This window comes from Klebsiella michiganensis, assembly GCF_015139575.1.
Classification (GTDB): Bacteria; Pseudomonadota; Gammaproteobacteria; order Enterobacterales; family Enterobacteriaceae; genus Klebsiella; species Klebsiella michiganensis.
This window is the reverse complement of sequence record NZ_AP022547.1, coordinates 4,149,798-4,163,457: the sequence shown is the minus strand read 5'-3', so window position 1 is coordinate 4,163,457 and position 13,660 is coordinate 4,149,798. Positions and strand designations below refer to the sequence as shown.

Annotated in this window: 12 protein-coding genes and 5 tRNA genes; 12 read left to right on the top strand and 5 right to left on the bottom strand. The window is 56.0% G+C overall.

All coding sequences use genetic code 11. The features are described from left to right. Positions 1 to 69: 69 nt before the first annotated feature. The 11 genes from tolA (at position 70) to pnuC (ending at position 7,600) form a co-directional block, all read left to right on the top strand. Entirely contained in the window at positions 70 to 1,395 is a 1,326-nt protein-coding gene (gene tolA / locus JLG71_RS19640; protein WP_038424229.1) for a cell envelope integrity protein TolA, read from the top strand. A gap of 128 nt (positions 1,396 to 1,523) precedes the next feature. Then, entirely contained in the window at positions 1,524 to 2,816 is a 1,293-nt protein-coding gene (gene tolB / locus JLG71_RS19635) for a Tol-Pal system beta propeller repeat protein TolB (protein WP_004133400.1), read from the top strand. A 34-nt stretch (positions 2,817 to 2,850) separates the two neighbouring features. After that, a complete protein-coding gene (pal, locus tag JLG71_RS19630; protein ID WP_004100337.1) occupies positions 2,851 to 3,375 on the top strand; it encodes a peptidoglycan-associated lipoprotein Pal in 525 nt (174 codons plus the stop codon). A 9-nt stretch (positions 3,376 to 3,384) separates the two neighbouring features. Beyond that, positions 3,385 to 4,176 (top strand): cell division protein CpoB, encoded by a 792-nt coding sequence (cpoB, locus tag JLG71_RS19625; protein WP_004848965.1) that lies wholly within the window; start codon positions 3,385 to 3,387, stop codon positions 4,174 to 4,176. 162 nt (positions 4,177 to 4,338) lie between these two features. Continuing rightward, a tRNA-Lys gene (locus JLG71_RS19620) sits at positions 4,339 to 4,414 on the top strand. A gap of 127 nt (positions 4,415 to 4,541) precedes the next feature. Beyond that, positions 4,542 to 4,617, top strand: a tRNA-Val gene (locus JLG71_RS19615). Between the two features lie 3 nt (positions 4,618 to 4,620). After that, positions 4,621 to 4,696, top strand: a tRNA-Lys gene (locus JLG71_RS19610). A gap of 146 nt (positions 4,697 to 4,842) precedes the next feature. After that, positions 4,843 to 4,918: transfer RNA gene (locus JLG71_RS19605), tRNA-Lys, on the top strand. 133 nt (positions 4,919 to 5,051) lie between these two features. Continuing rightward, positions 5,052 to 5,127: transfer RNA gene (locus JLG71_RS19600), tRNA-Lys, on the top strand. Between the two features lie 674 nt (positions 5,128 to 5,801). Beyond that, positions 5,802 to 6,845: a quinolinate synthase NadA gene (gene nadA, locus JLG71_RS19595; protein ID WP_004848967.1), complete on the top strand. Its 1,044-nt coding sequence runs from the start codon at positions 5,802 to 5,804 to the stop codon at positions 6,843 to 6,845. A gap of 35 nt (positions 6,846 to 6,880) precedes the next feature. Then, on the top strand, positions 6,881 to 7,600 hold the full coding sequence (gene pnuC / locus JLG71_RS19590) for a nicotinamide riboside transporter PnuC (protein ID WP_014228459.1): 720 nt from the start codon (positions 6,881 to 6,883) through the stop codon (positions 7,598 to 7,600). On the opposite strand, the gene zitB is transcribed toward pnuC, so the two are convergent. Continuing rightward, positions 7,597 to 8,541, bottom strand: a complete 945-nt coding sequence (zitB, locus tag JLG71_RS19585) for a CDF family zinc transporter ZitB (RefSeq protein ID WP_014228460.1) — start codon at positions 8,539 to 8,541, stop codon at positions 7,597 to 7,599. The two genes, pnuC and zitB, sit on opposite strands and share 4 nt — an antisense overlap. Before the next feature lie 116 nt (positions 8,542 to 8,657). Next, positions 8,658 to 9,029, bottom strand: a complete 372-nt coding sequence (locus tag JLG71_RS19580; protein ID WP_025108131.1) for a YbgS-like family protein — start codon at positions 9,027 to 9,029, stop codon at positions 8,658 to 8,660. Positions 9,030 to 9,343: 314 nt separating this feature from the next. Between JLG71_RS19580 and aroG the strand changes: the two genes are divergently transcribed. Beyond that, positions 9,344 to 10,396 carry a 3-deoxy-7-phosphoheptulonate synthase AroG gene (gene aroG, locus JLG71_RS19575; protein ID WP_048261185.1) on the top strand — a complete coding sequence of 351 codons (1,053 nt, stop codon included), beginning with the start codon at positions 9,344 to 9,346 and terminating at the stop codon, positions 10,394 to 10,396. Positions 10,397 to 10,463: 67 nt separating this feature from the next. Here aroG and gpmA read toward each other — a convergent pair whose 3' ends face one another. The 3 genes from gpmA to galK all read right to left on the bottom strand — a co-directional run bounded on the left by gpmA (position 10,464) and on the right by galK (position 13,658). Next, a complete protein-coding gene (gpmA, locus tag JLG71_RS19570) occupies positions 10,464 to 11,216 on the bottom strand; it encodes a 2,3-diphosphoglycerate-dependent phosphoglycerate mutase (RefSeq protein ID WP_004100351.1) in 753 nt (250 codons plus the stop codon). A 256-nt stretch (positions 11,217 to 11,472) separates the two neighbouring features. Continuing rightward, positions 11,473 to 12,516: a galactose-1-epimerase gene (gene galM / locus JLG71_RS19565; protein WP_200913765.1), complete on the bottom strand. Its 1,044-nt coding sequence runs from the start codon at positions 12,514 to 12,516 to the stop codon at positions 11,473 to 11,475. Next, the gene (gene galK, locus JLG71_RS19560; RefSeq protein ID WP_004848984.1) at positions 12,510 to 13,658 is read right to left on the bottom strand and encodes a galactokinase; all 1,149 of its coding nucleotides are present in this window, start codon (positions 13,656 to 13,658) and stop codon (positions 12,510 to 12,512) included. Before galK ends, galM begins: the two co-directional genes overlap by 7 nt. Positions 13,659 to 13,660: the final 2 nt, after the last annotated feature.

Here is a 13,660-nt window from a genome sequence, read left to right as displayed (position 1 = left end):
TTGGGACAACAGCGTCTCGTGGCCGACGTCATATAACGGGAACAGGCGAACAGTTTTTGGGAACCGATAGTGTCAAAGGCAACCGAACAAAACGACAAGCTTAAACGAGCGATCATAGTATCAGTCGCGCTGCACATCGTATTGATAGCGCTGCTGATCTGGAGTTCGTTTGACGAGCATCTGGATGCTTCTGCCGGGGGTGGCGGAGGTTCCTCTATCGATGCGGTAATGGTCGATCCGGGGGCGGTTGTGAAGAATTATGACCGCCAACAGCAGCAGCAGGCCAGCGCCCGCCGCGCCGCCGAGCAGCGTGAAAAGCAGGCTCAGCAGCAGGCGGAAGAGCTACGTGAAAAACAGGCCGCCGAGCAGGAACGGCTGAAACAGCTGGAACAGGATCGTCTACAGGCGCAGGAAGCGGCTAAAGAGGCGAAAGAACAGCAGAAACAGGCGGAAGAAGCCGCGGCGAAAGCCGCCGCAGCGGCAAAAGCCAAAGCGGACGCACAGGCGAAAGAGGCGCAGGAAGCTGCCGCCAAAGCCGCCGCTGACGCGAAAGCGAAGGCCGATGCGCAGGCGAAAGCAGCCGAAGCCGCTGCGGCGAAAGCGGCGGCGGATGCGAAGAAACAGGCGGAAGCGGAAGCCGCGAAAGCGGCCGCGGACGCGCAGAAGAAAGCCGAAGCGGATGCAGCGAAGAAAGCTCAGCAGGAAGCTGAGAAGAAAGCGCAGCAGCAGGCAGAGAAAAAAGCGCAGCAGGAAGCGGCGAAACAGGCCGCTGCTGAAAAAGCTGCCGCCGAAAAAGCGGCAGAAAAAGCCGCTGCGCAGAAAGCCGCTGCTGAGAAAGCGGCAGCCGAGAAAGCCGCCGCAGCGGAAAAAGCCGCCGCCGAGAAAGCCGCGGCAGCCAAAGCTGCAGCAGCAGAGAAGGCCGCTGCAGACAAAGCGGCGAAAGCCGCCGCCGCTAAGGCAGCAGCCGCGAAGAAAGCCGCTGCGGCCAAAGAGGCCAACGGCGTGGACGATCTGCTCGGCGACCTGAGCTCCGGTAAGAATGCGCCGAAAGGTAATACCAGCGGTAGCGCTGGGGGTTCATCTCCTGCTAAAGGAAGTAAGCAGGGGCAGGGTGGTGCATCCCAGGCTGAGATTAACAGCTATATTTCACAGGTGCAGGCTGCGATTAAAGGTCATCTCTATGACTGGGATACCTACAAGGGGAAAACCTGTACTTTACGTGTGAATCTGGCTCAGGATGGAACGCTGTTAAGTGTGAAATCGGAAGGCGGCGATCCGGCGTTCTGTCAGCAAATGCTGGCGGCAACGAGCCGGATGACGAAGTTCCCTAAACCGCCGTCGCAGGCTGTTTATGAAACATTCAAAAATGCGCCACTGGACTTCAAACCTCAGTGATAGTTTTCCCCGTTTATGCGGGGAAAACAAACGTCGGTAGGCCCAGGGTTTTGGTAGTTTTGTGTATTTGAGTTTGTTAACATTCTGCTAAATTATCGTGGGCTTTTCGCCTGGATAAGGGAGATATGATGAAGCAGGCATTACGAGTAGCATTTGGTTTTTTAATGCTGTGGGCGGCAGTGCTGCACGCAGAAGTACGCATCGAGATTACCCAAGGGGTCGACTCGGCACGCCCAATCGGCGTTGTGCCGTTCCAGTGGGCGGGGCAGGGTGCTGCGCCGGAAGATGTGGGCGGTATCGTGGCGGCTGACCTGCGCAACAGCGGCAAGTTTAATCCGCTCGATCGCTCTCGTCTGCCTCAGCAGCCGGGTAGCGCTCAGGAAGTGCAGCCGGCGGCATGGTCTGCGCTGGGCGTTGACGCCGTCGTGGTTGGTCAGGTGACGCAAAACCCTGACGGTTCCTACAACGTGGCGTATCAGCTGGTTGATACCGGCGGCGCGCCAGGGACCGTGCTTGCGCAGAACTCCTTTAAAGTCACGAAACAGTATCTGCGCTATGCCGCGCATGCTGCCAGCGACGCCGTATTTGAGAAGCTGACCGGTATTAAGGGCGCCTTCCGTACCCGTATCGCCTACGTGGTACAGACCAACGGCGGCCAGTTCCCGTACGAGCTGCGCGTGTCCGACTACGATGGCTACAATCAGTTCCTCGTTCACCGTTCAACTCAGCCGCTGATGTCTCCGGCATGGTCTCCGGACGGCGCGAAGCTGGCCTACGTGACCTTTGAAAGCGGACGCTCTGCGCTGGTTGTGCAGACGCTGGCTAACGGCTCCGTTCGTCAGATTGCTTCGTTCCCGCAGCATAACGGCGCGCCGGCGTTCTCGCCGGACGGCAGCAAACTGGCTTTCGCTCTGTCGAAAACCGGTAGCCTGAACCTGTACGTGATGGACCTGGGATCTGGCCAGATTCGTCAGGTGACCAACGGTCGCAGCAATAACACCGAACCAAGCTGGTTCCCGGATAGCCAGAACCTGGCCTTTACTTCCGACCAGGCCGGTCGTCCGCAGGTGTATAAAGTCAATATTAATGGCGGCACGCCGCAGCGTATTACCTGGGAAGGTTCACAAAACCAGGACGCTGACGTGAGCGCTGATGGTAAAACTATGGTAATGGTAAGCTCGGCCGGTGGTCAGCAGCACATTGCCAAACAAGATCTGGAAGCGGGTGGTGTGCAGGTTCTGTCATCAACGTTTTTAGATGAAACGCCAAGTCTGGCACCTAACGGCACTATGGTAATCTACAGCTCTTCTCAGGGGATGGGATCCGTGCTGAATCTGGTTTCTACAGATGGGCGTTTCAAAGCGCGTCTTCCGGCAACTGATGGACAGGTAAAATCACCTGCCTGGTCGCCGTATCTGTGATAATAAATAATTGATTATTAAAGGAATCAAAGAAATGCAACTGAACAAAGTGCTGAAAGGGCTGTTGATCGCTCTGCCGGTTATGGCAATCGCGGCGTGTTCTTCTAACAAGAACGCCAGCAACGACCAGAGCGGTGAAGGCATGCTGGGTGCCGGCACTGGTATGGACGGTAACGCTAACGGCGGCAACATGTCTTCCGAAGAGCAGGCTCGTCTGCAGATGCAACAGCTGCAGCAGAACAATATCGTTTACTTCGATCTGGACAAATACGATATCCGTTCTGACTTCGCTGCAATGCTGGACGCGCACGCAAACTTCCTGCGCAGCAACCCGTCCTACAAAGTGACCGTAGAAGGTCATGCGGATGAGCGTGGTACGCCGGAATACAACATCGCTCTGGGTGAGCGTCGTGCTAACGCCGTTAAGATGTATCTGCAGGGCAAAGGTGTTTCTGCTGACCAGATCTCCATCGTTTCTTACGGTAAAGAAAAACCTGCAGTACTGGGCCACGACGAAGCGGCTTACGCCAAAAACCGTCGCGCCGTACTGGTTTACTAAGAGAATTGCATGAGCAGTAACTTCAGACATCATCTATTGAGTCTGTCGTTACTGGTTGGCATAGCGGCCCCCTGGGCCGCTTTTGCTCAGGCGCCAATCAGTAGTGTCGGCTCAGGCTCGGTCGAAGACCGCGTCACTCAACTCGAGCGTATTTCCAATGCGCACAGCCAGCTTTTAACCCAACTCCAGCAACAACTCTCCGATAATCAGTCCGATATTGATTCCCTGCGCGGTCAAATTCAGGAAAGCCAGTATCAGCTGAATCAGGTTGTTGAGCGCCAGAAGCAGATCCTGCTGCAGATCGACGGTCTGAGCAGCGGTGGCGGCGCAGCGGGAGCGCAAACCCAGACGTCAGCGGGCGATCAGGGCGCTGCGGCTAGCGGGACGGCGCCAGCGGCCTCGTCAGGCGCCCCGGCGCAGACCGGTGATGCTAATACCGATTACAACGCGGCTATCGCGCTGGTGAAGGATCCCTCTCGCCAGGACGATGCGATGGCGGCTTTCCAGAACTTCGTCAAAAAGTACCCCGATTCAACGTATCAGCCGAACGCCAACTACTGGCTCGGTCAGCTGAATTACAACAAGGGTAAAAAGGACGATGCGGCGTACTATTTCGCTTCCGTGGTGAAAAACTACCCTAAATCCCCGAAGGCGCCCGACGCGATGTTTAAAGTCGGCGTGATCATGCAGGACAAAGGCGATACCGCAAAAGCGAAGGCGGTTTACCAGCAGGTGGTCAGTAAATTTCCTGGCACCGACGGGGCCAAACAAGCGCAAAAACGCCTTAACGCACTCGGATGATTATGGCATGACCAGAAATCGCATCATTTCTGGTCTTGTCGCATGAATCCTAAGCAGTTAAGCAATCTTTATCTAAATTGTTGTTGCGCTGAATTCTGAAATCAGTAATATATGCCGCCGTTGCCAAGGGATATCGAACAAGCCCAAAGCGGCGAAAATAGTGGGTCGTTAGCTCAGTTGGTAGAGCAGTTGACTTTTAATCAATTGGTCGCAGGTTCGAATCCTGCACGACCCACCAATCGTTCTGGTGGAACGCGATAGTAAAACGTGAAGGATAACGTTGCGTCAGCAACGGCCCGTAGGGCGAGGCGAAGCCGAGTCATCCTGCACGACCCACCGTTAAAAGATGTATCCAGCGCAGTATCGGGTGATTAGCTCAGCTGGGAGAGCACCTCCCTTACAAGGAGGGGGTCGGCGGTTCGATCCCGTCATCACCCACCACTCGGGTCGTTAGCTCAGTTGGTAGAGCAGTTGACTTTTAATCAATTGGTCGCAGGTTCGAATCCTGCACGACCCACCAATCGTTCTGGTGGAACGCGATAGTAAAACGTGAAGGATAACGTTGCGTCAGCAACGGCCCGTAGGGCGAGCGAAAGCGAGTCATCCTGCACGACCCACCAATTTCGAATTGGTGACGAGTGAAGAATATTCAGGAAGTACCCGAGCGGGTCGTTAGCTCAGTTGGTAGAGCAGTTGACTTTTAATCAATTGGTCGCAGGTTCGAATCCTGCACGACCCACCAATGCTTAGGTGAGCAGTGGTAGTAAGCGTAAAGGATAACGTTGCGTCAGCAACGGCCCGTAGGGCGAGTGAAAGCGAGTCATCCTGCACGACCCACCATCCTGAATCGTTCCAGTTAGCAGTAAACCCGCAAGGGGTCGTTAGCTCAGTTGGTAGAGCAGTTGACTTTTAATCAATTGGTCGCAGGTTCGAATCCTGCACGACCCACCAATTTAACATCAAACTCAGATGTTAAGCGTGAAGGATAACGTTGCGTCAGCAACGGCCCGTAGGGCGAGCGAAGCGAGTCATCCTGCACGACCCACCAATGTAAAAAAGCGCCCTAAAGGCGCTTTTTTGCTATCTGCCATTTCCTCGAAAATCACAACAATCCGCAATACCTTAATGCTGCGTTATTCTACCGTCGCGCTGCGTTTACCGTGGCTACAATTGGCACAGGCCAGTAGCCCGGACAGATGCGTAGCATCGCCTCCGGGAAATGTGCCGGGCCTGATGCCTTTGCGTGGCTTCGTCCCGGGGGCGGCGCTTGACGCGCCTTGCCCGGGCTACAGATTCGTGCGTTTTGCAGGTTTAGCAGCCCGGACAGATGCGTAGCATCGCCTCCGGGAAATGTGCCGGGCCTGATGCCTTTGCGTGGCTTCATCCCGGGGGCGGCGCTTGACGCGCCTTGCCCGGGCTACAGATTCGTGCGTTCTGCAGGTTTAGCAGCCTGGACAGATGCGTAGCATCGCCTCCGGGAAATGCTTCCTGAGGGAAAAATTCCTCACGACATTTTCTGCACAATCGGCTATCTTGTTTAGCATATAAAACACCATGACCGGTTAATACCTTTCTTCAGGCATTATTACGGTCTGAAAGTTAAGCCAGTGAAACGAGACTGCAAGATGAGCGTAATGTTTGATCCGGAAGCGGCGATTTATCCTTTTCCTCCGAAGCCCATGCCGTTAAACCGCGATGAGAAGCACTTTTATCGCGAAAAAATTAAACGCCTGCTGCGCGAGCGCGATGCGGTGATGGTGGCCCATTACTATACCGACCCTGAAATTCAGCAGCTGGCCGAAGAGACCGGCGGCTGTATCTCCGATTCTCTGGAGATGGCGCGCTTCGGCGCCCGACATTCTGCCTCGACGCTGTTGGTTGCCGGCGTGCGCTTTATGGGAGAAACGGCGAAAATCCTCAGCCCGGAAAAAACCATCCTGATGCCCACGCTCCACGCGGAGTGCTCGCTCGATCTGGGCTGCCCGATCGAGGAGTTTAGCGCTTTCTGCGATGCGCATCCGGATCGTACGGTCGTGGTCTACGCCAATACTTCAGCGGCGGTAAAGGCGCGCGCCGACTGGGTTGTGACGTCGAGCATCGCCGTGGAACTCATTGAGCATCTTGATAGCATGGGTGAAAAAATCATCTGGGCGCCGGACCGCCATTTAGGTAGCTATGTGCAGAAACAGACCGGCGCCGACGTACTGTGCTGGCAGGGCGCCTGCATCGTTCATGATGAATTCAAAACTCAAGCGCTGGCGAGAATGCGGGCGCTTTATCCGCAGGCCGCGGTGCTGGTTCACCCGGAATCACCGCAGGCGATTGTCGATATGGCTGACGCGGTGGGGTCAACCAGCCAGTTGATCAATGCCGCTAAGACGCTGCCGCACAAGCAGCTCATCGTCGCCACCGACCGCGGCATTTTCTACAAAATGCAGCAGGCGGTACCGGAAAAAGAGCTGCTGGAAGCGCCTACGGCAGGCGAAGGGGCAACCTGTCGCAGCTGCGCCCACTGTCCGTGGATGGCGATGAACGGCCTGCAGGCGATTGCGGAAGGGCTGGAAAAGGGAGGCGTTGAACATGAAATTCACGTTGATGAACAGCTGCGAACCGGGGCGCTGGTTCCGCTAAACAGAATGCTCGATTTTGCGGCTACACTTCGGGGATAGCTCATTACTGCGTTACAGAACGCTCTGGGGATAAGATGGATTTTTTTAGTACGCAGAACATATTAGTGCATATACCCATTGGCGCCGGGGGATATGACCTGTCGTGGATTGAAGCGGTAGGCACCGTCGCAGGATTGCTGTGCATCTGGCTGGCGAGCCTGGAGAAGATTGCCAACTATGCCTTTGGGCTGATCAACGTCACGCTGTTTGCCATTATCTTCTTTCAGATCCAGCTCTACGCCAGCCTTCTGCTGCAGATCTTTTTCTTCGCGGCCAACGTCTACGGCTGGTACGCCTGGTCACGACAAACCAGCGATAACCAGGCGGAACTGCAAATCCGCTGGCTGCCGCTGCCGAAAGCGTTAGGCTGGCTGGCGGCCTGCGTGGTGGCGATTGGCCTGATGACGGTATTTATCGATCCGGTTTTTGCGTTTCTGACCAGGATTGCCGTCGCGCTGATGCACACCCTGGGCCTGCAGGTTGCTATGCCGGCGCTGCAGCCAGACGCGTTCCCGTTCTGGGACTCCTGCATGATGGTTCTCTCGGTTGCGGCGATGATCCTGATGACGCGCAAATACGTCGAAAACTGGCTGCTGTGGGTGATTATCAACGTCATCAGCGTGGTTATTTTCGCCCTGCAGGGCGTTTATGCGATGTCGCTCGAATATCTGCTGCTGACCTTCATCGCCCTCAACGGCAGCCGTATGTGGATTAACAGCGCGCGTGAGCGCGGCTCTCACGCGTTTTCCCGCTAATGGTGATGATGATGTCCATGCCCGGCGTGCGTCATGTTCAGACGGCACTCCGGGCCGCTGCAGGGCTGATACTCCATCTGAACCGTAATGTGTTCAATTTCATACTTATGCTGTAAGAAGCCCTGGATTCGTTCAAGCAGGCCGTCGTGATCGTGCGGCGGTACCACCTGCACGTGCAGCGTCATCACCGTTTTTTCTCCAACCAGCCACGCATGAACGTGGTGTACGTCGCGAACTTCAGGTATCGAGCGGCGCAAATCGCGCTTTAAGGCGTCGACGTCAAGCGAACGCGGCGCGCCCTCCAGCAGCTCATTAACGCTCTCCTGCAGCAAACGCCATGCGCTGCGCAGAACCAGGCACGATACCAGCACGGACAGAATAGGATCGATAGGCGTCCAGCCGGTGGTGATGATCACGATTGCGGCAATAATGGCCCCAACCGAACCGAGTAGATCCCCCAGCACATGCAGAGCGGCGGCCCGCACGTTGAGGTTACGCTCTTCACTGCCGCGATGGAGGATCCAGAAGGCCAGAATATTGGCCAGCAGGCCGGCAACGGCGATGATCATCATGGTTTTACCGGCTACCGGTTGCGGATGATGAAAACGCTGAATGGCCTCCCAGACGATTAATATCGTAATGACCACTAAGGCGATAGCATTGAGAAAGGCCGCCAGCGTGGTCAGCCGCAGCCAGCCAAAGGTGTGTTGAGCATTAGGCGGGCGACTGGCGAAACGCACGGCCAGAAAGGCGAACAGCAGCGCTGCGGCGTCCGTCAGCATATGCCCGGCATCGGCCAGCAGCGCCAGCGAACCTGAAATGAGTCCGCCTGCAACCTCAACCAACATGAATCCGGCCGTGACGCAGAACGCCAGCAGCAGCCGACGGGCATTATTATCTTCGGTGGATTGCGGAGAATTATGCGAGTGTGATTGCCCCATGGTGCCATCCCTACATTATTATTTTGATGATTACTTTATGACATGATTCACCTCTTGGGGTGAAAAAATGAAAAAAGGAGAGCCTTAGCTCTCCTTCCGGGCGGATACCGCGCAGATTATTGGGTGGTACCGTCGGTTTTCGTCGCCTCGTCCTGGCCGACCTTTTTATCGGTATCCGGGCAGCGGCCATCTTTGCACATTGAGTTCTTGTGGACTTCATCGCTCGACATCCCGTCGTGGTTCATGGTGGAGCCGTTGGGGTGGAGCATGGTGCCGCCGGTATCGGTGGAACCGGCGTTAATTTTACCGTTGTCCACGTTGTTTGGCGCCACGTTTTCACGCGCGTCGGGGGCAACCTGACCCGCGTCGGCTGCCGAATTGGCCTGCCCGTTGTTCGACTGCGCGCCGGTATCGGCGGCCAGCGCCGCGCCGCTGGCCAGGCCCAGGGTTGCTGCGAGGAGAAGACTGGTTAGCTTGTTCATTTTCATTGGATGCTCCTGTTATATCGATTTACCGAATTACCTCTTCCAACAGTGCATTGCCGGAGGTTCTACTCGTTGTGGTTAAAGCTTCGCTGTTAGCGAGCGGCATTAATATATAATGCTGAATGCTAAAGAAAATTAAGTTCTAACAGTTAAAAATTATAGCTTGTGGCCACTATTCCGCGACTTTATGGCGTTTTTTAGCCTATTTCCAGGAATATTCTGCCGCTAGTGTAAAATCACGTTTACACTTTTTGAGTGAAGAGATAGATTGGAGGGATTGCATTTAACTAGATAAGTATGGCAACGCTGGAAATAAGATGAATTATCAGAACGACGATTTACGCATTAAAGAGATCAACGAATTATTACCTCCCGTTGCGCTCCTGGAAAAATTCCCCGCTACCGAAAACGCCGCCAACACCGTTGCGCATGCGCGCAAAGCGATCCACCAGATCCTTAAAGGTCATGACGATCGGCTGCTGGTCGTGATCGGTCCATGCTCCATTCACGATCCGGCGGCGGCAAAAGAGTATGCCGAGCGTCTGCTCGCGCTTCGCGAAGAGCTTAAAGGCGAGCTGGAAATCGTGATGCGCGTGTATTTTGAAAAACCGCGCACCACCGTGGGCTGGAAAGGGCTGATCAACGATCCGCATATGGATAACAGCTTCCGCATCAACGATGGTCTGCGGATCGCGCGCAAGCTGCTGCTTGATATTAACGACAGCGGACTGCCAGCGGCCGGGGAGTTCCTCGATATGATCACCCCGCAGTATCTTGCCGACCTGATGAGCTGGGGCGCGATTGGCGCGCGTACCACCGAGTCACAGGTGCACCGCGAACTCTCTTCCGGCCTCTCCTGCCCGGTAGGCTTTAAAAACGGCACAGATGGCACCATTAAAGTCGCTATCGACGCCATCAATGCCGCCGGCGCGCCGCACTGTTTCTTGTCGGTGACCAAATGGGGACATTCGGCGATTGTGAACACCAGCGGCAATAGCGATTGCCATATTATCCTGCGCGGCGGTAAAGAGCCGAACTACAGCGCGCAGCACGTGGCAGAAGTGAAGGTGGGTCTGGAGAAAGCAGGCCTGCCCGCTCAGATCATGATCGATTTCAGCCATGCCAACTCCAGCAAACAGTTTAAAAAGCAGATGGATGTCGGCACAGACGTATGCCAGCAGGTTGCCGGCGGCGAGCGGGCGATTATGGGCGTGATGATCGAAAGCCATCTGGTGGAAGGCAATCAGAGCCTCGACAGCGGTGAGCCGCTGGCCTACGGTAAAAGCATTACTGATGCCTGTATCGGGTGGGAAGATACCGATACGCTGCTTCGTCAGCTGGCGAATGCGGTAAAAGCGCGCCGCGGTTAGGTTTTACGGCGAGTCTCAAAATAAAAAAGCGTGGAGTGCTCCACGCTTTTTTTACATCCCGCGAAAATTACTTCGCTTTACCCTGGTTCGCTACGGCAGCGGCTTTCGCGGCGATCTCGTCGGCGTTACCCAGATAGTAATGTTTAATAGGCTTGAAGTTCTCGTCGAACTCATACACCAGCGGTACGCCGGTCGGGATGTTCAGTTCGAGGATCTCTGCTTCGCCCATATTGTCGAGGTATTTCACCAGCGCGCGCAGGGAGTTACCGTGAGCGGCGATAATCACGCGCTCACCGCTTTTCAGACGCGGCAGAATGGTTTCATTCCAGTACGGTACGACGCGGTCGATGGTCAGCGCCAGGCTCTCGGTGGTAGGCAGCTCAGCGTCGGTCAGTTTTGCATAGCGCGGATCGTGACCCGGGTAGCGCTCGTCGTCTTTGGTCAGCTCCGGCGGCGTTACCGCAAAGCCTCGACGCCACTGCTTAACCTGCTCGTCACCGTATTTTTCAGCGGTTTCCGCTTTATTGAGGCCCTGCAGCGCACCGTAGTGACGCTCGTTCAGTTTCCAGGACTTTTCTACCGGCAGCCAGGCCTGATCCAGTTCGTCCAGCACGTTCCACAGGGTGTGGATGGCACGTTTCAGCACAGAGGTATAAGCAAAGTCGAAGCTGAAGCCTTCTTCTTTCAGCAGCTTACCGGCCGCTTTTGCTTCACCCACGCCTTTTTCAGACAGGTCAACGTCATACCAACCGGTGAAACGGTTTTCGTTGTTCCATTGGCTTTCGCCGTGACGAACGAGTACCAGCTTAGTTACAGCCATACACTTACTCCTCAATACACGTCATCTTTCTCGCCGCCTTGATGCGACCCGAAATCTGTAGTGTGTATATTTATTGATTGATAACTATTCTCATTATATTGCCGCGACTTACCTCACGGCAATGCTTATCCCTAACCATAGCGAAAATAGTCGCTCAGTGTAAGGTGCTTGTAAAACAGAGGTTATGTTTTTGTCTGTAAGTGGCGTATTTTTCAGCGAAAGGATAAAAAAAGCCCTCCATCAGGAGGGCTGGGTATTATTTCGCAATAAACTGATATTCCGTCAGGCTGACGTACTCTTCGCCGGGGCGCAGTACGCAGTCCGGCTGCGGCCATTCCGGATGGTTCGGTGAATCCGGCAGGAACTCGCTCTCCAGAGCCAGACCTTGCCAGTCAGCGTAAGGCTGCGCCGTGCGCGACGGCGTGCCGGCCAAATAGTTGCCGGAGTAGAACTGCAGCGCCGGAGCGGAGGTATAGACCGTCATCTGCAGCTTTTCGTCCTGCGACCAGACGTGAGCCGCAGGGCTTTTGGCATTGCCCAGCGCCTGGAGCAGAAAGGCGTGGTCGTAACCTTTAACCTTTTGCTGGTCTTCATCGCGCAGGAAATCGTCCGCCAGCATCTTCGGCGTGCGGAAATCGAAGCTGGTCAGGGTGACGTTTTGCAAATCGCCTCCCGGAATACCGTCGCTCTCAACGGGCAGATACGCATCGGCAAAGATTTGCAGCTTATGGCTACGCACGTCGCTCTGCACGCCATCAAGATTGAAATAGACGTGGTTGGTCAGGTTTACCGGGCAGGACTGATCAACGGTGGCGCGATACTCGATGGCGATACGATTATCGTCGGTCAGCCGGTAGTGCGCCGTAGCCGTCAGATTGCCGGGGAACCCCTGATCGCCATCGTGGGAGGAGAGTGAAAACAGCGCGTGACGATCGTCGGCGCTGACAATCTGCCAGCGGCGCTTATCAAAACCTTCAGGACCGCCGTGCAACTGATGGCCGGCCTCGTTGGAGGGCGTCAGATTAACGCTACGGCCATCAAGGGAAAAGCGGCTGTTGGCGATACGGTTCGCGTAACGGCCTACGGAAGCGCCGAGATAGGCGGCCTGGCGCGTATAGTCGGCAGGGGTCGCGCAGCCGAGCAGCGCTTCGCGTACGCTGCCGTCGGCCAGCGTCACGCGCGCGGAGAGCAGCGTCGCGCCCCAGTCCATTACGGTGACCGTCATGCCTGCGTCGTTACGCAGGGTGAGGAGATTCCACGGCTGGCCGTCCGGCGCCAGCTCCGTTGTTGGGTTTAGCATTGTCCAGCTCCCTGCGACGGTTTGCAGACGTAAAAGGTCTCTTTGATACCAGTTTTCGCTTCATACTCTTTGGCAACGGCCTGCTGTACGGTCTCGACCAGATCTTCCGGCACCAGGGCGACGATACAGCCGCCGAAACCGCCGCCGGTCATGCGAACGCCGCCTTTATCGCCGATGGTCGCCTTGACGATGTCCACCAGGGTATCAATCTGCGGGACGGTGATTTCAAAATCATCGCGCATGGAGGCGTGGGATTCCGCCATCAGCTCGCCCATCCGCAGCAGGTCGCCTTTTTCCAGCGCCGCTGCGGCTTCTACGGTGCGGGCGTTTTCAGTCAGCACGTGGCGAACGCGTTTGGCGACCACCGGGTCAAGCTCGTGGGCGACGGCGTTGAACTCTTGCAACGTGACGTCGCGCAGGGCCGGCTGCTGGAAGAAACGCGCGCCGGTTTCACACTGCTCGCGGCGAGTGTTGTATTCGCTGCCGACCAGAGTGCGCTTAAAGTTACTGTTAATAATCACCACCGCGACGCCTTTCGGCATCGAGACCGCTTTGGTCCCCAAGGAGCGGCAGTCGATCAGCAGCGCGTGATCTTTTTTACCGAGCGCGGAGATCAGCTGGTCCATAATGCCGCAGTTGCAGCCGACGAACTGGTTTTCCGCTTCCTGGCCGTTCAGCGCGATTTGCGCGCCGTCGAGCGGCAGATGGTACAGCTGCTGGAACACGGTGCCGACGGCGACTTCCAGCGAAGCCGAGGAGCTTAACCCCGCGCCCTGCGGCACGTTGCCGCTGATGACCAGATCCGCGCCGCCGAAAGCGTTATTCCGCTGCTGGAGATGCTTCACCACGCCGCGGACATAGTTTGACCACTGCTGGGTATCGTGGCTGGTAATCGGCGAGTCGAGAGAGAATTCATCGGTCTGATTGTCGTAATCGGCGGCAATCACCCGCACGGTACGATCGTCGCGCGGCGCACAGGCGATGACCGTCTGGTAATCAATGGCGCAGGGCAGCACGAACCCATCGTTATAGTCGGTATGCTCGCCGATCAGGTTAACGCGGCCAGGGGCCTGGATAACATGGCTGGCCGGATAGCCAAATTTCTCAGCAAACAGGGCTTGGGTTTTCTCTTTCAGACTCATAG